The following is a 20,084-nucleotide window of genomic DNA, read 5'->3' as shown; positions in this document are numbered from 1 at the left end:
ATGAACGCCTCCCCCAACACGGATCTCCCCCAGCTGTGGCTCCTGCGCCACGGAGAGACCGAATGGTCCAAGAGCGGCCAGTACACCGGTCTGACCGATCTGCCGCTCACCGAGGAGGGCGAGCGGCAGGCGCTTCGTGCCGGTGGAGTGCTGAAGGGTGTGGAGTTCCGTGACGTGCTGACCTCTCCCCTGCAGCGCGCCCGGCGCACCGCCGAGCTGGCGGGTTTCCCGGACGCTCAGCTCGAGCCGGACGCGGTGGAGTGGAATTACGGGGACTATGAGGGCGTCAACTCCGCGGACGTGCGCGCCAAGAACCCCGGTTACCTGATCTGGACCGACGGCGTGCCGAACGGCGAGACGATCGACGAGGTGGCGGAGCGTGCCGACCGGATCGTCGAGCGTGTCCGTTCCGGTGGCGCCGGCGACGTGCTCGTGGTCGCTCACGGCCACTTCTGCCGCATCCTGGCCGCTCGCTGGCTGGAGCTCGATCCCGTCGAGGGACGGCACTTCCTGCTGGGCACGGCGCGCGTGTGCACGCTCGGCTGGGACAAGAAGACGCCGGCCGTGGTGTCCTGGGGTCTCTGAGCACCCTTCCGGCGCTGCGGACCATTTCCGGCCCAGCATTCGACGACGCCCCCGGCACCTTCGCCGGGGGCGTCGTCTATTCCCTGCACACCACGACTCCTGCGCATCTTGCTCTCTGTCATCAGGCTCCCGGGTCGTCGGGAATTCCCCTCCGGGAGGCGTCGGATTACGGTCCGGCAGGTATCCCGGAAAAGAATTTGAGAAAATTTCCAGGAAAGTGCCGTTCGGGCTGGCGAAGCCTGAAAACTTCCTGTACGTTATTTATTGTTCCCTTCACAGCGAGGGAGCGAAACCCGGTCAGTGCCCTCTGGCATCGCTTCGTGCGACCACTGCGTGCCGGACCGGGATGGTAACTATCGGCGTCAAGAGAAAAGGAGGTTGCGACATGAATATCACCAAGATCACCGCACTGTACACGGATGTGCACATGGTTGGCGGAGCGGCAGCCTCCCGTACCTGGCTCCGGCGCGCAGCGTAATTCTGCGTCCGGTTCCCGCCAGGTTGCGGGAACCGCTTCTCACGGCAGCGTAGTCCTGCCGCTCCGCCTGCGGGCACTCTCACACTGATGCACCCCGGTTCTCCTTGAAGTCCGGCATACCCATCAGCGCACCCTGAATTCTTTTGTGGATTTCTTTTGTGGAATTCCCATGCCCTCGGCACTGAATTCTTTCCCGGCATTTCACTGTTGATTCACCGCGCCCGAAAACAGAGGAAATCATGATCGTCGTCGCTTTTGATGACCCCATTCCCGCCTCGCCGAGACACATGAAGCGTGTCAGCGAGGCATCGTCCAGGTCCCGGAGCCCCGAGCTCCGCGACAAGAACCCGCACCACACGAAGGGGGGTGTGCCCTCATGAGGAAGTTTCCCAAAGAATCCCTGGTCTTCCAGCAGCAGAACCGGTTCAGCAACCAGGAGATCAGCAGCCGGACCCTGGAGCAGACCCGTGATGACGTGTTCGTCCAGATCCACCTGATGAACACGCTGCGCTAGCCGTACTGACAGACGGCACGACGTGGCGACCACAGACCGCGATGTCTCCAGACGCACAGGCATCGCAGCACCGACGGCAGCCCCGGGTGAAGCAGACACCCGGGGCTTCCGTGTACCCCGGGCCGGACGGATCGCCCTGGCCCCGCCATGCCTCCTTCCTCCAGGCCTGGCCCCGTCATGACCCGCCCCGTCATGCCCCGCCCCCGTCATGCCCGGTGCAGGACGCATCCTGGCCGGTAGGCTCGTGACATGGCAGGACATGGCGCCCCCAGGACCCGGATGCGGCTGGTCGTCCCTTCCCGGACGGACTCGCTGCTGAGCCGCTTCACCGAACTGGTGGGCGGTCCTCTCGGACGGCGGACGGCGCCGGGCGTGGTCTCCCCCGGTTTCTTCACCGTGGACCGCGTCCTGGTGCTGCTCACGATCGTCTCCGCGCTGCTCGCGGTGGGCATCAAGTCGGTGTGCCGCGTCCAGGGCTGGGCCGGCGCCGCGGCTTACTACGGCACCTGCTATTCGGACTTCCCCACCCTCCTCGGCGGGCCGGCCTTCGCCGGCGGATCCCTCCCTGTGTTCACACCGGATGTCCGCTTCGAATACCCGGTGCTGCTCGGCGTCGTCGCGGCGGTGACCGCTCTGGCCGTACCGGCGAGCGGGGACGCCGCTCAGCGGGCACTCGGCTACTTCGACCTGAACTCCCTTCTGGTGGTGGGGCTCTGGATCGGCACGGTGCTGGTCATCGCCCGCCTGGCGCGCCGGAGGAAGTGGGACGCCGCGATGGTCGCCCTGGCGCCCGGGATGATCACGTCAGGCTTCATCAACTGGGATCTGTGGGCGGTCTTCGCGCTCGCTCTCGCCCTGCTCTGCTTCGCCCGGGAACGCCCCGTCTGGGCAGGGGTCTGGATCGGGGTGGGCGCGTCCTTCAAGTTCTATCCGCTGCTCCTGCTGCTCGCGGTGCTGATCCTCGCCGTCCGGAGCGGGACGATGCGTGCTTTCGGCCGGACGGCGCTGGGCACCGGCGCGGCACTGCTGGCGGTCAATCTGCCCTTCGCGCTGCTCAACCCCGAGGCCTTCCGGTACTTCTTCGACTTCGCGTTCTCCCGTGGGGCGGGCTTCTCCTCCCTCTGGGAGTCCTGGAATCTCGTGGCCGCCCGGCTGGGGCAACCTGCCCTGAGCGCCGCTCAGGTGAACGTGGCGGCGGTGGTGTCATTCGCCGTCGTCGCGCTGGCGATCACCGTTCTGGCACTCTCGGTGCCGCAGCGTCCACGGCTGGCGCAGATCCTGTTCCTGCTGGTGGCCGCGTTCGTCCTGTGCAACAAGGTCTATTCGCCGCAGTTCGTGGTCTGGCTCATCCCACTGGCCGTGCTCGCCCGCCCCGTGTGGCGGGACTTCCTGATCTGGCAGGCGGCCGAGGTGGTCCACTGGGCCGCCATCTGGATGTACCTCGGCGCGGGTGCCAGCGGAAGCGGTCCGCAGCACAACATCGACGTCCCGTACTATGTCTGTGCCGTGCTCCTGCACATGGCCGCCACCTTCTATCTGATGGTCCGGGTCGTGTGGGACATGGTGAATCCGGACGACGACGTCGTGCGCGCCGGCGGGGTGGACGACCCTCAGGGCGGCGTCTTCGACCTCCGTCCGGACCGGCTGAGGCTTGAGCCTCGCCGTCTCCGCGCGTCACTCCGCAGGACCCCACGCACACCCGCAGCACCACAGCACACTCCGCACCCGTGACGCCCGCACCCGTGCCAGCAGAACCGCAAACTGTAGAACCGCAGACAGCAGAACCCCAGAAGGAAGAGGCCGAGGCTCAGCCGTGAACATCCAGCTCCGACGCGCAACCATCATGACCTTCGTGGTCTTCGGCATCAACGGACTCGTCTTCGCCAGCTGGGCGTCGCGCATCCCGGCCGTCGCCACGACCCTGCAGCTCTCCCCCGGCGAGATCGGCGGCCTCCTGCTCTGCATGGCGGTCGGCTCGCTCGTGGCGCTGCCCAGCGCGGGATGGTGCGTGAACCGGATCGGCGTCGCCAACACCATCCGGGTGGCCAGCGTGTTCTGCGCCCTGGCGGTCTCCGGGGTCGCCACGGGTCTCGCGCTGCACTCCGTGCCGGTCACGGGCGGCAGCCTCGTGCTGATCGGTGTGGGGATCGGGCTGTGGGACGTCGCACAGAACATCGAGGGCGCCGACGTCGAACACCAGCTGGGGCGCACCATCATGCCGCAGTTCCACGCGGCGTTCAGCGGCGGCGCGTTCGTGGGGGCGCTGCTCGGGGCAGGCCTCTCCGCCGCGGGCGTCGGCCTGCCCGCGCACATGGTCGGCATCGCGGTCCTCGTCCTGGTGATGGGCCTCGCGGCGCCGCGGTTCTTCCTGCCACATGCCCCGGAGGACAAGGACGACGTGCCTGCCGGCGGCCGGATGTTCGCCTGGAAGGAACTGCGCACCCTGCTCATCGGCGTCGTGGTCATGGGCGCAACCCTGAGCGAGGGTGCCGGGAACGACTGGATCGCCAAGGGCACCGTGGACGGCCTGCACCAGAGTGAGTCCACCGGCGCGCTCGTCTTCGCGGTGTTCGTGGCCGGCATGACCGTGTTCCGCGTGCTCGGAGCGGGGCTGATCGACCGCTTCGGACGGGTGGCCGTGCTGCGCGGCAGCATGCTCGCGGCCGCCGCGGGTCTCGCTCTCTTCTGCTGGAGCGGCACCCTGTGGCTCGCGATCCTGGGGGCGCTCCTGTGGGGCGCGGGCGCCGCGCTGACGTTCCCCATGGGAATGTCCGCCGCCGCGGACGACCCACGCCTCGCTGCGGCCCGCGTCTCCGTGGTGTCCACGGTGGGCTACGTGGCGTTCCTGGCGGGGCCGCCCGTGCTGGGCTTCCTGGCCGACCACCTCGGTGTCCGCAATGCACTGCTCTTCATCGGGATCCCGATCGTGCTCGCCGCGGTCCTGGCGTCGGCCGCCAAGCCGCTCAGCGTCGAACGTACGCCCCGCTGACCGCAGGGGGTCCACCTGAGGGCGTACCGGCGTCGTCGGGAATCATCCGCCGGACAGAGGCATGCCGCGACCCCACTGGATAGCCTGGATGCAGGGCACCCCGCCGGCTGAACCCGGCAGGAGCCGACACCGATCGCATCATCGAAAAGCGAGGACCAGGCATGATCCAAGCACAAGGCTTGCGCAAGCAGTACGGACCCAAGACCGCTGTTTCCGGCATCAGCTTCACCGTCCAGCCCGGCAGGGTCACGGGCTTCCTGGGACCGAACGGCGCCGGGAAGTCCACCACCATGCGCATGATCATGGGGCTGGACAAGCCGACCGCCGGTCACGTGACCGTGAACGGAAAGCCGTTCGCCCAGCACAAAGCGCCGCTGCGTGAGGTGGGGGCGCTCCTGGACGCCAAAGCCGTGCACACCGGCCGGAGCGCTTACAACCACCTCCGCGCCATGGCCGCCACTCACGACATCCCGCTGAGCCGCGTCCACGAGGTGATGGCCATGACCGGCCTGACCGAGGTGGCCAAGAAGCGTGCCGGCGGGTTCTCGCTGGGCATGGGTCAGCGGCTCGGCATCGCCAACGCGCTGCTGGGTGATCCGCAGACCCTCATCCTGGACGAGCCCGTCAACGGCCTCGACCCCGAAGGCGTGCACTGGGTCAGGAACCTGGTCCGCTACCTCGCCGGGCAGGGCAAGACGGTCTTCCTGTCCTCCCACCTCATGAGCGAAATGGCTCAGACGGCGGACCACCTCCTGGTGATCGGCCGCGGCAAGATCCTGGCCGACATGTCGGTCCAGGAGCTGATCGCCGGCGTCCAGCAGAAGAAGGCCCTGGTCCGGACGCCGCAGTCGGCTGAACTCGCCGCGGCTCTCGCCGCACCCGGCGTGTCCGTCAGCCAGTCCGCCCCGGAGACCCTCGAAGTCTCCGGCCTGGACACCCGGGATATCGCCCGCGCCGCGCTGGAGCGTCAGATCCTGCTGTACGAGCTGACACCGCAGGAGGCCTCCCTCGAGCAGGCGTACTTCGAACTGACGCGTGGGGCCGCCGAATACCAGTCCGACTTCAGCATGGCCAACGCCACTCATGCTCACGCCGCGGCGGCCGGTCCCGCCGACGGCCAGGGCTTCGGGAACTAGGGGACAGTGATGAGCACACAGACTTTGAACACGACGCAGACGGCCCCCGCCCAGGGCGCCACCACCGGCAACTGGAGCTTCCTCGGCCTGCTGCGCAGCGAATGGATCAAGTTCTGGAGCCTCCGCTCCACCATCTGGCTGCTGGCGTGCACCGCCGTCGCGGCCGTGGGTGTCGGCGCGCTGACCGCCTGGGTCCGCCACACGATCTTCGAGACCATGATCGATCAGGCCAGCAAGATGGGCGCCAAGCCGTCCGCTCAGGAACTGCAGTCCTCGATCGGTCAGGGCAGCGGCATCGACCTGTACAACCTGCCGAACGCCGGTCTGCAGATCGCCGTGCTGGTCCTCGGCTCGCTCGCGGTGCTGTTCCTCTCGAGCGAATTCGCCACCGGCATGATCCGTTCCACCATGTCCGCCACGCCTCAGCGTCTGCCCGTGTTCGCGGCCAAGGCGATCATCCTGGCCGTGGTCGGGTACGTGCTGGCCACCGTCACCGCCGTGATCACCTTCCTGATCTCGATGGCGATCTTCTCGGACATGCCCGTCTTCAATCTGGGCTGGGACACCGAGGGCGTGCTGCAGGGGGTCTTCACCGGTGGTCTGTACGTGGCCGCCGTGGCGATCATCGGCCTCTCCCTCGCCGCTCTCCTGAAGAGCTCGGCCGGCGGCGTGACCGTGCTGGTGGCGCTCCTGTTCGTCCTGGACTTCGCAGGCAGTTTCATGCAGCTCATTCCGGGCGAGTTCTGGAAGTACGTCCCCCAGTACCTCCCGAGCCAGGCCGGCGGGCGTTTCCTCGCCATCGGGCACGTCGACGGCATCCTGGATCCGGGCATCGCGGGCCTCGTCCTGCTCGGCTGGGTCCTCCTGCTGGCCATCCCTGCGCTCATCGTCCTGAAGAAACGGGACGTCTGAGCACGTGACCCGCTCCAAGGACTCCTTCGCGGCGCCGTCCCATTCGGGGGCGGCGCCCGCGCCGCTTTCACTGGCGGAGATCAACGCCCGCCACCGCGGCGCGGTCCGCCGGTACTTCGCGGCCCATCCGAGGGTGATGGACGCCGTCGTGGTGGTCTGTTATCTGTTGCTTTCCCTGGCGACGGCCATCGGCAACACCGCCCGTGGGACGTGGCTGGCTCCGGTCGCGGTCCTGGGCATCGCGACGGCGCTGTTCTTCCGGCGGAAGGCGCCGCTGGTGGTCTTCGGCGTGGTGGCGGTGCTGGAGTTGGTTCTGGCGCTGACCGACCTCTGGGCCTCCAATCTGAGCGCCGGGCTGTGGTTCGCTCTCTATGCGGTGGGGGTCGCGTACCGCCGTCGTATCGCGGTCATCGCCTTGATCCTCGGGCCGGCTCCCCTGGTCTGGCGCTACGTCTTCGGAACGAGCGCCGAGCAGTATGCGGAGGCGTTCACGAGCGGCGGCCCGGAGGTAAGCGACGTCGCCTTGCGTCTCTCGGTGGTGCTCACCACGTACCTGAGCTGCGTGATCGCCGTCGGGTTCGGCATCGCCGTGCGTCAGCGGCGGCAGTATGAAGCCGCGATCGCCTCCTGGGCCGAGCAGTCGACGCAATGGGGCCGTTCGGCCGAGCGGAGCCGGATCGCGCGGGAGATGCACGATGTGGTCGCGCATTCGCTGACGGTCATGGTCTCCCTGGCGGACGGCGCGTCGAGGGTGCTGAAGAGGGATCCGGAGCGGGCGGCGGAAGTGCTCACCGAACTCTCCCGGACCGGGCGCGCGGCCCTGGCGGACACGCGACGGGTCCTGGGCGTCCTCCGGGAGGAGGACGGCGCCGCGCCTTTGACACCTCTTAACGGGGACAACGATCTCGAACGGATGGTCACCGGTTTCCGTACGGCGGGCCTGCCGCTGACCTTCACGTTCACGGGTCCGGTCCTGCCCGAGGACACCACGCTGCGTCTGTCCGTGCACCGCATCGTGCAGGAAGCGCTGACCAACGTCCTGCGGTACGGCAAGGGCCTGTCCCGCGTGGACGCCGTGGTGGAGCACACGCCGGGCGTCGTCCACATCCGGGTGCAGAACGACGGCGTGGGGTCGGCGTACGCTGCCGGCGCCGCCAGTGCTCTCGGCAGCGGACAGGGCATCCCGGGGATGCGTGCCCGGGCCGGCATGTACGGTGGCACTGTGCAGGCGTCCGCCCTGCCGGCCGGCGGCTGGCTGGTCACCGCGGAACTGCACTATGACAAGGGGGTTGCAGGCGATGCCTGAGCTGGTGAATGAGACGGGCGGGACCGTGACCGGACCGGTGCGATTGCTGCTGGTGGACGATCAGCCGCTGCTGCGTGTGGGATTCCGCCTCGTGCTGGAAGGCGAGGAGAACCTGGTCGTGGTGGGCGAGGCCTCCAACGGCGCCGAAGCGGTGCGGCAGGTGACCGCCCTGAAGCCGCATGTGGTGCTCATGGACGTCAGGATGCCCGGCATGGACGGGATCGAGGCGACCCGCCTGATCGCCGCGGCGCACCCTGAGACCAGGGTGATCATCCTGACCACGTTCGATCTGGACGAGTACGCCTTCGCGGGGCTTCAGGCCGGCGCCTCGGCGTTCCTTCTCAAGGACGTGGCCCCCGAGGAGCTCATCCACGCGGTCCACGTCGTGGCGAGCGGCGACGCCGTGGTGGCGCCCCGGGTGACTCAGCGGCTGCTCGAGACCTACGTCCGCGGTGCCGGGCGAGGGCATGGCGACGGTCAGGCGCCTCCCCGCGATCCCATGCTGGAGGAACTCACGCCGCGGGAGACCGAAGTCCTCCTCGCGATGGCTGAAGGCCTCACGAACGGGGAGATCGCGTTGAAGTTCTTCCTCTCCGAGGCGACGGTGAAGACGCATGTGCGCCGCATCCTGGCCAAGCTTCACCTGCGGGACCGGGTGCAGGCCGTGGTGTACGCGTACGAGACGGGCCTCGTGGTGCCGAGCAACCCGGACTACTGAGCCCGGCCACTGCGCCGTTCGGCGGTCCGGTCCGCCCACCCCGTGTTCACCGGTGGGCGGTTCGGAGTGTGGCGGGCCGTCGGCCCCGGGTGCACGGTGCCAGGGGGCTAGCCTTGAACCATGTCTTCACCTGCCACCGCATACGAACACATCCAGGACCTGGGCGCTTACGTCAGCGCCTCGCCGTCGAGCTTCCACGCCGCGCACGAGGCGGCAGCCCGGCTCGACGCGGCCGGTTTCACCGCGCTGGACGAGCGTGAGCCCTGGGCGGGCGGCCCGGGCGCGTTCTACATCATCCGGGACGGGGCGCTCATCGCCTGGGTCACTCCCGACGGCGCCGGCCCCACCACGCCGTTCAACATCCTGGGCGCGCACACGGACTCGCCGTCGTTCAAGCTGAAGCCCCGCCCCACCACGGGACGTTTCGGGTGGCTTCAGGCCGGCGTCGAGGTCTACGGCGGTCCGCTCCTGAACTCCTGGCTGGACCGTGAGCTCCGTCTGGCGGGGCGCCTGGTCCTGCGCGACGGCAGCGAGCACCTCACAGCCACGGGGCCCGTGCTCCGCTTCCCGCAGCTGGCCATCCACCTGGACCGAGGGGTCAACGACGGCCTCACCCTGGACAAGCAGCACCACATGAACCCCGTGTTCGGCCTGGGCGATCCGCTGCAGGAGGACCTCCTCGCGGTGCTCGCCGCGAGCGTGCCGGGCGGCGGAGTGGATCCCGCGGACATCGGTGGGTACGACGTCGTGGTGGCGGACACGCAGCAGCCGACGGTGTTCGGGGCGAAGGGCGAGTTCTTCGCTTCCGGGCGTCTGGACAACCTCTCGGCGACGCATGCGGGTCTCGTGGCCCTGACCGGGCATGCCGCCTCCGGCGTGCCCGCGGGTGGTCCGATCGCGGTGCTGGCGGCGTTCGATCATGAGGAGATCGGGTCCGGTTCGCGGTCGGGCGCCTGCGGTCCGATCCTCGAGGACATCCTGACCCGGATCTCGGACGGTCTCGGCGCCACGGTGAGCCAGCGGCGGCAGGCCCTGGCGGCGTCGTTCTGCGTGTCGGCCGACGCCGGCCACGCTGTGCACCCCAACTATCCCGAGCGGCACGACCCCGCCAACCGCCCCCTCCTCAACGGCGGCCCGCTGCTCAAGATCAACGCCAATCAGCGGTACGCCACGGACGCCACGGGTGCGGCTTTCTGGGCGAAGCTCTGCGCCGAGGCCGGGGTGCCGTACCAGGAGTTCGTCTCGAACAACGACGTGCCCTGCGGTTCCACGATCGGCCCGCTGACCGCCACCCGCCTGGGCATCCGGACGGTCGACGTGGGGGTCGCGCTGCTGTCGATGCACTCGGCCCGCGAGCTGTGCGGTGTCGAGGACCCGTTCCGCCTGGCGAAGGCCTCGGAGCTGTTCTTCCGAACGGCGGTCTGAGACTTCTTGCTGAAACGCCGGTGGCCCCACGGAAATCCGTGGGGCCACCGGCATTTCAGGGTGCGTGTCAGGACGCCATGCTGACCACCAGGTTGATCGTGCTGGCCAGGACCACGGTGCCGAAGAGGTAGGAGAGCAGCGAGTGTTTGAGGGCCTCGCGGCGGATGGCAGTGGTCTCCAGGTTGGTGTCCGAGACCTGGTAGGTCATGCCGAGGCTCGTGCCCAGGTAGGCGAAATCGGTGTACTGAGGCGGTTCGTCCTGGTTGAAGGCGATACCGCCCTCCTTGTCCCCGCCGTAGTACATCTCCGCGTAGCGGAGGGTGAAGAGGGTCTGGATGAGCATCCAGGACAGGGCGACGGTCACGAAACCGAGCGCGGCATTCGACAGCCGCTCGGATGAGTCCCCTTGATGGGAGGAGATCACCAGGATCGCGACGGCGACGATCGCCGCGATGTTGGCGCTCAGGATGAGGGCTTCCGTCACCCCGCGGGACGGGTCCTCCGACGTCGCGTGCTCGCGCGTCTGCGCGGCGTTGAGCCGGATGGTCCTGGAGATCACCCATCCCACGTAGGAGGCTGCGGCCGCCGCCCATCCCGCGGCCGGGGCCTGGACCGGGTGCCCCGTGAGCAGGACGATCACCGCCGTCGTCACTCCGACGATCAGCATGATGAGGAAGCGCAGGCGTGCCCGGCGGACCGGTTTCTTGGTGGTCATGACCCAAGGCTAACCGTCGGTCCACAGCACCTTCTGTCGCAGCGATCCACATACGGACGCCGCCACTGTCCTCCTGCGGAGACGCCGAATAGGCTTGAAGCGTGAAATGCACTAAGATTGTGAAGTCTGTGTTGCGCCTTGCCCTCAATCGGAGGGTCGGGCCACCGACAGTCGCAATGAACCTCCTGTTACGGAGAGACCGTAACCGTTCAGCCCAAAGGAGGTGGGTTCACATATGCGTCCTTACGAGTTGATGGTGATCTTCGACCCCGAGGTCGAAGACCGCGCCGTTGAGCCGTCGCTGCAGAAGTTCCTGAATGTCATCACCACCGACGGTGGAACCGTCGACAACGTTGACATCTGGGGCCGTCGCCGTCTGGCCTACGAAATCAAGAAGAAGTCTGAAGGTATCTACGCAGTGGTCAACTTCACCGCTGCTCCCGCTACCGCTCAGGAACTGGACCGCCAGCTCGGCCTCAACGAGACCGTTCTGCGCACCAAGATCATCCGTCCGGAAGACCAGAAGGTTTCCGCAGAGTAATTCTGCGTGACTTCGGTCCTCCACATTTCTCGCAGGAACCCCAAGGAGGAAGCAGATGGCAGGCGAAACCCCAATCACCGTTATTGGCAATCTGACCAACGACCCCGAACTGCGTTTCACGCCGTCCGGTTCGGCCGTTGCGAACTTCACCATTGCTTCCACCCCGCGGACTTTTGACCGCCAGTCGAATGAATGGAAGGACGGGGAAACCCTGTTCCTTCGCGCTTCGATCTGGCGTGAGGCTGCCGAGAACGTCGCAGAATCCCTGACCAAGGGCATGCGCGTGATCGTCAGCGGCCGTCTGAAGAGCCGCACCTACGAGACCAAGGAAGGCGAGAAGCGCACCGTCATGGAGCTCGAGGTCGACGAGATCGGCCCGAGCCTCCGGTACGCCAACGCGAAGGTCAACCGCAACCAGCGCTCCGGCGGTCAGGGTGGCGGTGGCTGGAACGGCGGCCAGTCCGGCAACGGTGGCGACTCCTGGGGCAACCAGGGTGGTGGCTCTCCGGCCCCCTCTGGCGGAAACCAGGGTGGCAACTGGGGCGGCGGCAACAGCCGTCCTCAGCAGCGCCCGGCCTCCCAGCCGCAGGACGACCCGTGGGCGACCCCGGGTGTGTCCGAAGGCTGGGGCAACGGCCCGGACTCCGAACCGCCTTTCTAAACCACAACATTCACCATCCCGTGGATCACTCCACGGGCTCCCAGGAAAAGGAGCTCCACGATGGCTAAGGCTGAAATCCGTAAGCCCAAACCAAAGTCCAACCCCTTGAAGGCCGCTGACATCACCGTCATCGACTACAAGGACGTCGCACTTCTGCGCAAGTTCATCTCTGACCGTGGCAAGATCCGTGCCCGCCGTGTCACTGGTGTCTCCGTTCAGGAACAGCGCAAGATCGCACAGGCAATCAAGAACGCCCGCGAAGTTGCTCTGCTCCCTTACTCCGGCGCTGGCCGCGGCTAAGGAAGGGATTCACTACCATGGCAAAGCTCATTCTTACCCAGGAAGTCACCGGTCTCGGTGCTGCTGGCGACGTGGTCGAGGTCAAGAACGGGTACGCCCGTAACTACCTTCTGCCCCGCGGCTTCGCTCTGACCTGGACTCGCGGTGGCGAGAAGCAGGTCGAGAGCATCAAGGCTGCCCGCGCTGCTCGTCAGCAGGCCAGCCTCGAGGCCGCTCAGGCTCAGGCTGCCGCGCTGTCTGCCAAGAAGGTCGTCCTGAAGGCGAAGGCCGGCGTCGCCGGTCGTCTCTTCGGCACCATCAAGCCGAGCGACGTCGTCGCCGCTGTCGAGGCCGCAGGCCTGGGCTCCGTCGACAAGCGCTCCGTGCAGCTGCCGGTCCACATCAAGTCCACCGGTTCCTACACCGCGAACGTCCGTCTGCACGACGACGTGACCGCTGTGGTCAACCTGGAGATCGTGGCCAGCAAGTAGTCAAGCAGCGCAGGGTTCCTTGAGACCGAGCGCAGCGAGGCTCCAGGGAACTGCCGCAGGACTTCGGAAGGCGCTCCACCCTTGTGGGTGGGGCGCCTTCGTCATGTCCGGAAGTCTTCTGCCGGGCGAGGCCCGCGGGGCCGGCGACCATCAGGGCCGGTGGTCGTGTGCCATGGTGTGGGCGTAGCCGAGGCGGGCTAGCTCGGTCAGCACCTCAAGATCGACGTCGGAGAGCCTGTTGACGTAAAGGCAGCTCACTCCGCGCCGGTGTTTTCCCAGTCGTTCCAGCAGGCGCTCCGCCTCCGGGTGGTTCAGCAGCCCGTACAGCGCGAACTTCCCCTTCCTCGGGGAGAAGCCGAGCGGAGGGGCATCACCCTCATGGCCGCTCTCGTAGCGGTAGTGGTACAGCCCGAAACCCACGATCTTTCCCGTCCAGACGGTCGCCTCCTGCCCGCTCAAGGCCTCGAAGAGCCCGATCAGGGCCCGGGAGTCGGCCTGCTGCTCCGGACGGACCAGGGAGCCGATCAGCTCCTCGGCGGGTGAGGAACCGGCGGTCGCGTCGAGGGGATGCATGCCTCCATCCAAGCACCGGAGCTGCCCTGGGAATAGATCCGGGAGACACGCGTTAAGGAAAGTAAATGCAAATGCATCTACTATGGGAGTGTGGATCACATGGAATCAGCAACTGAGCCCCGCAAGGTCGTGGTGCTGTCGGCAGGCCTGGGCGTGCCGTCGTCGAGCCGTCTGCTGGCGGATCAGCTCGCCGCGGCGACTCAGCGCTCCCTGACCGACCTGGGCATCCAGTCGGAGGTGGAGGTGGTGGAGCTGCGCGACTACGCGGTGGACATCGCCAACAACTTCGTCACCGGGTTCGCCGCACCGCGCCTGGCGGACCTCATCTCAGCCGTGGAGAACGCCGACGGGCTGGTGGCCGTGAGCCCGGTGTTCAGCGCGAGCTTCAGCGGCCTCTTCAAGTCCTTCTTCGACGTCGTCGATCCGAAGGCGCTGGAGGGGACCCCCGTGCTCCTGGGCGCCACGGCGGGAACCGATCGTCACCAGATGGTGCTCGATTACGCCATGCGACCTCTGTTCGGCTACCTCCGCTCGCGCGTGGTGCCCACCGCCGTGTTCGCGGGTCCGCAGGACTGGGGGAACACCGACGACGGCGCGCAGCGGGGCTCGCTCGCCGACCGGGTCGAGCGCGCGGGCCGTGAGCTCGCGGGCGTCATCGCCGAGGCGCCTGCCCGTCAGCGGGAGGACGACATGGTGTCCCTCCCGTTCGAGCAGCTTCTGGCCGGCATCGCCGCTCACTAGAGCAGCGCGACGAACTCCCGGGCCTCGTCGAGTGAGATCGTGGAGTGGCGGGCGAGGAGCGCAGCGGCCTGCTCCCGCTCGCCATGGACGGCGAGGTCGCGGATCCGTCCGTAGATCTGGTCATTGAGCATGTTGCTGCTCACCTCGAGGGTGGTGTCCCCACTGCTCGCGATGGCGCGGTAACGGTAGCCGAAGACCTCCGGAGCGTCCTCCTCGGCCGGCTCGCCCGCGTTCGCGGCCTGAGGAGCCGCCAGATACGGCTGTGGGTAGCGTGCCATGGCCAGCACGGTGTCGCGCGCCTGACGCAGACCGACCCCGGTGGCTTCGCGGTACACCTTGATGGCGCCGATCAGCTGCTCCTGGGCGATGAGGGAGTACAGCGCACGGTGCTGCTCCGAGCTCAGTCCGCGCGTGGCCTCCCGAGCCAGCTCCCGCGGATCCTGTTCTTCGACGGGTTCCGTCGGGCGGTTCCAGCGGCGAGCGAGCAGCAGAACCACGGCCACGACGGCGATCAGGATGAGAAGCGGGATCAGGAGAGGTTCCACGCCTCCAGCCTATTGCAGACGGGCGTGCCGCGCATGGGCGCAGGTCACCGGCTTCCAGCACAGCGAAGTAGGCGAGTTGTCCACACTCACGGCCGCGTCCTGTGGATGAAAAAAATATCCCGAAATTCTTTCCCTCCACACGATGTAGACAGTGTTTCTCCAGGTCAGGTGGCGTTTGTGGTTGAAGGGTCCCCTACTTACCCACAGGTGGACCCAGGGAAGCGCACAAGCTCAGCTCAGTCATCCACAAGTTATCCACAGCTGTGAGGAAATATGGGCTTTGAGGCTGTGGGAAACCCGACTACCGTGAGTGGGTACTCCACCCGGGACGGGGCACGGCGCGCGCTGCGACCGCCGTCGTGACCGATTCCCCGAAGTCGGTTCTCCAGGGTGTTCCTCCTCCCGTGACCCGGGCGCGGACCGCCGCCCAGGACCGATCCGGAACGGTCGGAGGGCGGAGCCGCACTCCGGCCGGACATCCCTGTCAGATCGAGTTCCTGTCGGCTCGAATTACTGTCAGCCCTCCCGGGGAAGATCTTCTTGACAGACAGCAGGAAAAAGGAAGGCAACCGTGTCCGTAGCGCCCATCGAGGCCGTGGATGGCCCGCGTCAAGACGACAACCTGAGGACTCCCCCGCAGGACATCGCCGCTGAACAATCCGTCCTGGGAGCCATGCTCCTTTCCAAGGACGCGATCTCCAGCGTCAGCGAAGTCATGCGGGGCAATGACTTCTACCGCCCGGCCCACGAGGCGATCTTCGACGCCATCCTGGACCTGGATTCCCGGGGCGAACCTGTTGACGCCGTCACCGTCTCCGATGAGCTGACCAAGCGCGGCGAGATCAACCGCATCGGCGGTCCCGCCTACCTCCACGAGCTGCTGCAGACCGTCCCCACGGCGGCGAACGCCAACTATTACGCGGACATCGTCGCCGAGCGCGCCGTGCTGCGCCGCCTGATCACCGCCGGCACCAAGATCGTTCAGCTGGGGTACGGCCAGGACGGCGAGGTCGAGGAGCTGGTCAACCAGGCACAGGCCGAGGTCTACGCCGTGGCTGAGCGCACCACCACCGAGGACTATGTCGCCCTGAAGGACGTCATGGAGCCGACCCTCGACGAGATCGAGGCCGCCGGCACCCAGACGGGCGGCATCTCCGGCATCCCCACAGGGTTCCGGGAGTTCGATGAGCTGACCCACGGCCTGCACCCCGGGCAGATGATCGTGATCGCGGCCCGTCCCGCCGTGGGTAAGTCGACCTTCGCCCTCGACTTCGCACGGTCCGCCGCCATCGCCAACAACCTGCCCACCGTCTTCTTCTCGCTCGAAATGGGCCGGAACGAGATCGCCATGCGTCTGCTCTCCGCGGAGGCGGAGATCAACCTCCAGGACCTGCGCCGCGGCACGGTCAAGCAGGACCAGTGGGACAAGATCGCTGGCAGCATGGCGAGCATGAACGACGCCCCGCTCTTCATCGACGACAGCCCGAACATGACCCTGATGGAGATCCGGGCGAAGTGCCGCCGCCTGAAGCAGCAGCACGGCCTCAAGCTCGTCATCCTCGACTACCTCCAGCTCATGACGAGCGGCAAGAAGGTCGAGTCCCGCCAGCAAGAGGTCTCCGAGTTCTCCCGTGCGCTCAAGCTGCTGGCCAAGGAGATCCAGGTGCCGGTCATCGCCCTGTCGCAGCTGAACCGTGGTTCGGAGCAGCGTACGGACAAGCGGCCCATGGTCTCCGATCTGCGTGAATCGGGCTCGATCGAGCAGGACGCCGACATGGTCATCCTTCTCCACCGTGAAGAGGTGTACGACAAGGAGACGGCCCGTGCCGGCGAGGCGGACATCCTGATCGCCAAGCACCGTAACGGCCCCACCAAGGACCTCGTGGTCGCCTTCCAGGGCCGGTACTCGCGCTTCAAGGACATGGCCGCAGAACAAGAAGGCTTCTGATGGCCCGTGAGGCGCGGCTGGGCCGGGAGATCCTCCGGCTCGCCGTCCCGGCCTTCGGCGCCCTCATCGCGGAACCGCTGTTCCTGCTGGCGGACTCAGCGATCATCGGCCACCTCGGTGTCGCTGAGCTGGCCGGCGCCGGCCTGGCCACCACGGTCCTGCACACCGCCGTGGGACTCATGGTCTTCCTGGCGTACTCCACGACGCCGGCCGTCGCCCGGCTCGTGGGCGCCGGCCATCCCGGAAAGGCCCTTGCGGCGGGCCGGGACGGATTGTGGCTGGCGGGGGTTCTCGGGGTCGTCCTCGCCCTGCTCGGCCTGTGGACCGCTCGTCCGCTGCTGGCGACCCTCGGCGCCAGCGACGAGGCCGTCCTCGGTTTCGCGGCGGAGTACCTGCTGTGGTCCCTGCCCGGGTTGGTGGCCATGCTGCTCGTCTTCGCCGGGACCGGCGTTCTGCGCGGCTTCCAGGACACCCGCACGCCGCTCGTGGTGGCCGGGGCGGGCTTCGGCATCAACATCGTGCTGAACTGGATCCTCGTGTACGGGATGGGGCTGTCCGTGGCGGGTTCCGCCCTCGGCACCAGCATCGCCCAGTGGCTCATGGCGCTCGTCTACATCGTCATGGTCGCCCGGAGAGCTTCCCGTCTGGGAGTGAGGATGGCGCCGGACCTCCGAGGAGTGCTCTCGCTGGCGCAGGTGGGCTCCTGGCTCATGCTGCGCACGGCCTCCATGCGTCTGGCCATCCTGGCGACGGTCTTCGTGGCCAGCGCCCAGGGCGCCGTGAATCTGGCGGCCCATCAGCTCACCATGACCATCTTCAGTTTCCTCGCCTTCGCCCTGGACGCCCTCGCCATCGCGGCGCAGGCGATGATCGGCAAGGAGCTCGGGGCCCACCAGCTGGCAAAGGTCCGCGAGCTCACGCGGACCATGATGCGGTGGGGCCTCGGCTTCGGGGTGATCACCGGGGCGTTCCTGGCTGTCGTCTCCCCCTGGGCCGGCTGGCTGTTCACGCCCGACGAAGGGGTCCACCAGTCGCTGCTGGCCGCGCTCCTGGTCCTGGCGGTGGGGCAGCCGATCGCGGGCCTGGTGTTCGTGCTCGACGGCGTGCTGATCGGCGCCGGGGACGCGCGGTACCTCGCTCTCGCGGGTGTGGTCAACGTCCTCGTGTACGCGCCTCTTCTGCTCGGGGTGTACTTCCTGGGGCCGCGGGAGGGTCCATGGGGACTGTTCTGGCTCTGGCTGGCATTCGGCATCGGTTATATGTCCGCGCGGGCATTGACGCTGGGCTGGCGGGTCAGAAGAGACGATTGGATGGTGGCGGGAGCGTGAGACGGACCAGCGTGGCGGGGGCTCGATTCGCCGCCTGATCGCCGCGGCTTTAAGCTTGAAGGCGTGACTATGGACCAGGAACTCCCCCAGAACGAGCCTGCCGGGCCCCAGAGCGCCTCGCAGGACGCCGGAAAGCTGTGGGCGCCCCTCTTGGTCCGCTCTCTCGTGGCTCTGGTGTTCGGTGCCATCACGGTCTTCTGGGTCGGCCCCAGCCTGGCTGTTTACGCTTACGCCGCCTTCGGGTATCTGCTGGCCGGCGCGGCCACACTCTTCTGGCTCGGGCGGCTCTCCTCGGACTCGCTGCGCACCCCGCTGACCGTGGCGGCGTTCGCCGAGGCGGCCGCCGCCGTCGTGATCCTGGTGCTCAACCCGCACACGGACGCGGGCGTCACGCTGGCGCTTTCCGCGGCGCTGGCCGTGACCGGCGCCGTGGAGGTCGGGCTGTTCCTCAAGCGCCGCACGTCCAGCGAAGCGCGACTGCTCGGGCGGGACCTGCTGATCTCCGGCGTCGTCGGTCTGGGCACCGCGCTGCTGCTCCCCTTCTTCATCTCGCTGGGCGCCCATGCGCTCCTCGGAGTGGCCGGCGGCGGGGCCGTGCTGACCGGTGTCCTGTGGATCCTGTCGGCACTCACGCTGCGGCATGATGCCCGGCGCAAGCCCGGAACGCTGAACGCGTAAACTAGTAGAGGTTCTACGCGAGGTAGAAACCAGTGCCCCGAGGGCATGCACGACGGCAGCCACGGGGCTGCATGATTCAGACGCACGACAAGCCAGGAGTTGGACAGTGGACGGGCAGCAGCCGGAAGAACAGCGTTCAGTGCGGTCGTCCATCAAGGGACCCTTGATGTTCTCCGCCTTCTGGGCCGTGGTGGCCTTCTTCGGTGTCCTGATCTTTGCCTCCGGTGGCAGTGCCAAGATGCAGCGCTTCGACCTCGCCTTCACCGGCGCCGGGATCGCGTTCATCGTCACCCTGGTCATCTCGGCCATGCTCTCCCTGACGCACAAGGACAACGCCCCGCACCTGGGTGAAGGCTCCGGCGTGCACCTCTCTTCCGCGGACCACTCCGACGAGGCCGGAGACTCCGAGAAGCCTGACGACGAACAGGGTTCACGCCACTAGGGAGAATTCCTGACCACTCGTTAGACTGGCTGCACTTCGCATACCGCCACGGCGCCGACATCCTGAGCGCCGCCAACAGATGAGGTGTCCCGGTCCATGTCCCGCGTCCCCCAAGCTCCCAAAGCAGCCCGCAAACCGGGAAGCGGCGCCTCCAAGAACGCACGGGGCGGATTGCTGGCGATGCCGTCCCGGAAGACCCTCATCACCACGGGCGCCGTGGTGCTGGGAGCCATCATCGTGGTGCTCCTGGCCATCTGGATCCGTTCCACGTCCGCGGGCCAGGACTTCATCCGCACGTACCCCGGGCATTCCGAGCTTCCGGCCGGGACTCAGGAGGGCCTTCCGCTCTGGCTGAGCTGGCAGCACTTCCTCAATGCCTTCTTCCTCCTGCTGATCGTGCGCACGGGCCTTCAGGTGCGGACGGTGCAGCGCCCCGCGGCGTACTTCACGCGTAACAACAAGGGCCTGGTCAAGACCAAGAACCCGCCGACCAAGATCTCGCTGGACCTGTGGTTCCACCTCTGCCTCGACGCGCTGTGGGTTCTCAACGGTGTGGTGTTCATCGTGCTGCTCTTCGCGACGGGTCACTGGGTCCGGATCGTCCCCACGAGCTGGGACGTCTTCCCGAACGCTGTCTCCGCGGGCCTGCAGTACGCCTCCCTGAACTGGCCGACCGAGAACGGCTGGGTCAACTACAACGCCTTGCAGCTGCTGACGTACTTCCTCACAGTGTTCGTCGCGGCTCCGCTCGCACTGCTGACAGGCATCCGGATGTCGGGCGCGTGGCCCAAGAAGGCCGCGATCAACAAGTTCTACCCGCTGGAGCTGGCCCGCAAGGTGCACTTCCCGGTCATGATCTACTTCGTGGCGTTCGTCGTGGTGCACGTGTTCCTCGTGCTCAGCACGGGCATGCTGCGGAACCTGAACCACATGTACGGCAACCACGACGGCGAGGACTGGCTGGGCTTCTGGCTCTTCGTGGCCTCGCTGGTGGTCATGGCGGCGGCGTGGCTGCTCGCCCGCCCGGTCTTCCTGAGGCCGATCGCGTCCTTGATGGGCAAGGTCGGCCGCTGAGGGTC

The 20,084-nt window shown here is 67.3% G+C and carries 22 protein-coding genes; 19 read left to right on the top strand and 3 right to left on the bottom strand.

What is annotated here, in order from left to right:
* From AB6732_RS13455 to AB6732_RS13415, 9 genes are all read left to right on the top strand, one after another.
* Complete coding sequence (locus AB6732_RS13455; RefSeq protein ID WP_370960435.1) at positions 1 to 585, top strand: histidine phosphatase family protein; 585 nt, start codon at positions 1 to 3, stop codon at positions 583 to 585.
* An 854-nt stretch (positions 586 to 1,439) separates the two neighbouring features.
* Complete coding sequence (locus AB6732_RS13450) at positions 1,440 to 1,577, top strand: hypothetical protein (RefSeq protein ID WP_157412729.1); 138 nt, start codon at positions 1,440 to 1,442, stop codon at positions 1,575 to 1,577.
* A gap of 249 nt (positions 1,578 to 1,826) precedes the next feature.
* Entirely contained in the window at positions 1,827 to 3,308 is a 1,482-nt protein-coding gene (locus tag AB6732_RS13445) for a glycosyltransferase family 87 protein (RefSeq protein WP_370960434.1), read from the top strand.
* 82 nt (positions 3,309 to 3,390) lie between these two features.
* Positions 3,391 to 4,566: an MFS transporter gene (locus AB6732_RS13440; RefSeq protein WP_370960433.1), complete on the top strand. Its 1,176-nt coding sequence runs from the start codon at positions 3,391 to 3,393 to the stop codon at positions 4,564 to 4,566.
* Between the two features lie 161 nt (positions 4,567 to 4,727).
* Positions 4,728 to 5,702 (top strand): ABC transporter ATP-binding protein, encoded by a 975-nt coding sequence (locus tag AB6732_RS13435; RefSeq protein ID WP_370960432.1) that lies wholly within the window; start codon positions 4,728 to 4,730, stop codon positions 5,700 to 5,702.
* 9 nt (positions 5,703 to 5,711) lie between these two features.
* Positions 5,712 to 6,614, top strand: a complete 903-nt coding sequence (locus AB6732_RS13430; RefSeq protein ID WP_370960431.1) for an ABC transporter permease — start codon at positions 5,712 to 5,714, stop codon at positions 6,612 to 6,614.
* Positions 6,615 to 6,618: 4 nt separating this feature from the next.
* Positions 6,619 to 7,920 (top strand): sensor histidine kinase, encoded by a 1,302-nt coding sequence (locus AB6732_RS13425; RefSeq protein ID WP_370960430.1) that lies wholly within the window; start codon positions 6,619 to 6,621, stop codon positions 7,918 to 7,920.
* Complete coding sequence (locus AB6732_RS13420) at positions 7,913 to 8,638, top strand: response regulator (protein WP_370960429.1); 726 nt, start codon at positions 7,913 to 7,915, stop codon at positions 8,636 to 8,638. Before AB6732_RS13425 ends, AB6732_RS13420 begins: the two co-directional genes overlap by 8 nt.
* A 120-nt stretch (positions 8,639 to 8,758) precedes the next feature.
* Complete coding sequence (locus AB6732_RS13415) at positions 8,759 to 10,063, top strand: M18 family aminopeptidase (RefSeq protein ID WP_370960428.1); 1,305 nt, start codon at positions 8,759 to 8,761, stop codon at positions 10,061 to 10,063.
* Positions 10,064 to 10,130: 67 nt separating this feature from the next.
* On the opposite strand, the gene AB6732_RS13410 is transcribed toward AB6732_RS13415, so the two are convergent.
* Positions 10,131 to 10,778, bottom strand: coding sequence for a DUF1345 domain-containing protein (locus AB6732_RS13410; protein ID WP_370960427.1), 648 nt, complete (start codon positions 10,776 to 10,778; stop codon positions 10,131 to 10,133).
* Between the two features lie 235 nt (positions 10,779 to 11,013).
* Here AB6732_RS13410 and rpsF point away from each other — a divergent pair, with 235 nt between their 5' ends.
* From rpsF to rplI, 4 genes are read left to right on the top strand one after another with little or no spacing between them, the layout of a single operon-like run.
* Positions 11,014 to 11,319 (top strand): 30S ribosomal protein S6, encoded by a 306-nt coding sequence (gene rpsF / locus AB6732_RS13405; RefSeq protein ID WP_066213614.1) that lies wholly within the window; start codon positions 11,014 to 11,016, stop codon positions 11,317 to 11,319.
* 55 nt (positions 11,320 to 11,374) lie between these two features.
* Positions 11,375 to 11,980, top strand: coding sequence for a single-stranded DNA-binding protein (locus AB6732_RS13400; protein ID WP_370960426.1), 606 nt, complete (start codon positions 11,375 to 11,377; stop codon positions 11,978 to 11,980).
* Between the two features lie 60 nt (positions 11,981 to 12,040).
* Positions 12,041 to 12,280, top strand: a complete 240-nt coding sequence (gene rpsR, locus AB6732_RS13395) for a 30S ribosomal protein S18 (protein ID WP_026820365.1) — start codon at positions 12,041 to 12,043, stop codon at positions 12,278 to 12,280.
* A 17-nt stretch (positions 12,281 to 12,297) separates the two neighbouring features.
* Positions 12,298 to 12,750 carry a 50S ribosomal protein L9 gene (gene rplI, locus AB6732_RS13390; protein WP_066213620.1) on the top strand — a complete coding sequence of 151 codons (453 nt, stop codon included), beginning with the start codon at positions 12,298 to 12,300 and terminating at the stop codon, positions 12,748 to 12,750.
* A gap of 150 nt (positions 12,751 to 12,900) precedes the next feature.
* Here the strand turns inward: rplI and AB6732_RS13385 are convergent, their stop codons facing one another.
* Positions 12,901 to 13,323, bottom strand: a complete 423-nt coding sequence (locus tag AB6732_RS13385) for a DUF1801 domain-containing protein (protein ID WP_370960425.1) — start codon at positions 13,321 to 13,323, stop codon at positions 12,901 to 12,903.
* Between the two features lie 99 nt (positions 13,324 to 13,422).
* On the opposite strand from AB6732_RS13385, the gene AB6732_RS13380 reads away from it, so the two are divergent.
* Positions 13,423 to 14,064, top strand: coding sequence for an FMN reductase (locus AB6732_RS13380; protein WP_370960424.1), 642 nt, complete (start codon positions 13,423 to 13,425; stop codon positions 14,062 to 14,064).
* Here AB6732_RS13380 and AB6732_RS13375 read toward each other — a convergent pair.
* Positions 14,061 to 14,609 carry a hypothetical protein gene (locus AB6732_RS13375; RefSeq protein ID WP_370960423.1) on the bottom strand — a complete coding sequence of 183 codons (549 nt, stop codon included), beginning with the start codon at positions 14,607 to 14,609 and terminating at the stop codon, positions 14,061 to 14,063. The genes AB6732_RS13380 and AB6732_RS13375 overlap by 4 nt on opposite strands.
* 571 nt (positions 14,610 to 15,180) lie before the next feature.
* Here AB6732_RS13375 and dnaB point away from each other — a divergent pair.
* From dnaB to AB6732_RS13350, 5 genes are all read left to right on the top strand, one after another.
* Positions 15,181 to 16,557 carry a replicative DNA helicase gene (dnaB, locus tag AB6732_RS13370; RefSeq protein WP_066213631.1) on the top strand — a complete coding sequence of 459 codons (1,377 nt, stop codon included), beginning with the start codon at positions 15,181 to 15,183 and terminating at the stop codon, positions 16,555 to 16,557.
* The gene (locus AB6732_RS13365; protein ID WP_370960422.1) at positions 16,557 to 17,885 is read left to right on the top strand and encodes an MATE family efflux transporter; all 1,329 of its coding nucleotides are present in this window, start codon (positions 16,557 to 16,559) and stop codon (positions 17,883 to 17,885) included. Before dnaB ends, AB6732_RS13365 begins: the two co-directional genes overlap by 1 nt.
* A 69-nt stretch (positions 17,886 to 17,954) precedes the next feature.
* The gene (locus tag AB6732_RS13360; RefSeq protein WP_370960421.1) at positions 17,955 to 18,563 is read left to right on the top strand and encodes a hypothetical protein; all 609 of its coding nucleotides are present in this window, start codon (positions 17,955 to 17,957) and stop codon (positions 18,561 to 18,563) included.
* 106 nt (positions 18,564 to 18,669) lie between these two features.
* Positions 18,670 to 19,005 (top strand): hypothetical protein, encoded by a 336-nt coding sequence (locus tag AB6732_RS13355; protein ID WP_370960420.1) that lies wholly within the window; start codon positions 18,670 to 18,672, stop codon positions 19,003 to 19,005.
* A 180-nt stretch (positions 19,006 to 19,185) separates the two neighbouring features.
* A complete protein-coding gene (locus AB6732_RS13350; protein ID WP_370960585.1) occupies positions 19,186 to 20,079 on the top strand; it encodes a cytochrome b/b6 domain-containing protein in 894 nt (297 codons plus the stop codon).
* The last annotated feature ends 5 nt before the right edge of the window (positions 20,080 to 20,084 follow it).

Source organism: Arthrobacter sp. RCC_34 (assembly GCF_041360795.1).
Taxonomy (GTDB): domain Bacteria; phylum Actinomycetota; class Actinomycetes; order Actinomycetales; family Micrococcaceae; genus Arthrobacter_E.
The sequence above is the reverse complement of the archived record's forward strand: the minus strand, read 5'-3'. Positions and strand labels throughout refer to the sequence as shown.

What these genes read in the sequence shown, in the direction of transcription:
- AB6732_RS13455 (WP_370960435.1), top strand. Translation starts at nt 1, where the DNA reads ATGAACGCCTCCCCCAACACGGATCTCCCCCAGCTGTGGCTCCTGCGC.
- AB6732_RS13400 (WP_370960426.1), top strand. Translation starts at nt 11,375, where the DNA reads ATGGCAGGCGAAACCCCAATCACCGTTATTGGCAATCTGACCAACGAC.
- AB6732_RS13445 (WP_370960434.1), top strand. Translation starts at nt 1,827, where the DNA reads ATGGCAGGACATGGCGCCCCCAGGACCCGGATGCGGCTGGTCGTCCCT.
- AB6732_RS13385 (WP_370960425.1), bottom strand. Translation starts at nt 13,323, where the DNA reads ATGCATCCCCTCGACGCGACCGCCGGTTCCTCACCCGCCGAGGAGCTG.
- AB6732_RS13430 (WP_370960431.1), top strand. Translation starts at nt 5,712, where the DNA reads ATGAGCACACAGACTTTGAACACGACGCAGACGGCCCCCGCCCAGGGC.
- rplI (WP_066213620.1), top strand. Translation starts at nt 12,298, where the DNA reads ATGGCAAAGCTCATTCTTACCCAGGAAGTCACCGGTCTCGGTGCTGCT.
- AB6732_RS13435 (WP_370960432.1), top strand. Translation starts at nt 4,728, where the DNA reads ATGATCCAAGCACAAGGCTTGCGCAAGCAGTACGGACCCAAGACCGCT.
- rpsF (WP_066213614.1), top strand. Translation starts at nt 11,014, where the DNA reads ATGCGTCCTTACGAGTTGATGGTGATCTTCGACCCCGAGGTCGAAGAC.
- AB6732_RS13350 (WP_370960585.1), top strand. Translation starts at nt 19,186, where the DNA reads ATGCCGTCCCGGAAGACCCTCATCACCACGGGCGCCGTGGTGCTGGGA.
- AB6732_RS13380 (WP_370960424.1), top strand. Translation starts at nt 13,423, where the DNA reads ATGGAATCAGCAACTGAGCCCCGCAAGGTCGTGGTGCTGTCGGCAGGC.
- AB6732_RS13360 (WP_370960421.1), top strand. Translation starts at nt 17,955, where the DNA reads ATGGACCAGGAACTCCCCCAGAACGAGCCTGCCGGGCCCCAGAGCGCC.
- AB6732_RS13420 (WP_370960429.1), top strand. Translation starts at nt 7,913, where the DNA reads ATGCCTGAGCTGGTGAATGAGACGGGCGGGACCGTGACCGGACCGGTG.
- AB6732_RS13450 (WP_157412729.1), top strand. Translation starts at nt 1,440, where the DNA reads ATGAGGAAGTTTCCCAAAGAATCCCTGGTCTTCCAGCAGCAGAACCGG.
- AB6732_RS13415 (WP_370960428.1), top strand. Translation starts at nt 8,759, where the DNA reads ATGTCTTCACCTGCCACCGCATACGAACACATCCAGGACCTGGGCGCT.
- rpsR (WP_026820365.1), top strand. Translation starts at nt 12,041, where the DNA reads ATGGCTAAGGCTGAAATCCGTAAGCCCAAACCAAAGTCCAACCCCTTG.
- AB6732_RS13365 (WP_370960422.1), top strand. Translation starts at nt 16,557, where the DNA reads ATGGCCCGTGAGGCGCGGCTGGGCCGGGAGATCCTCCGGCTCGCCGTC.
- AB6732_RS13410 (WP_370960427.1), bottom strand. Translation starts at nt 10,778, where the DNA reads ATGACCACCAAGAAACCGGTCCGCCGGGCACGCCTGCGCTTCCTCATC.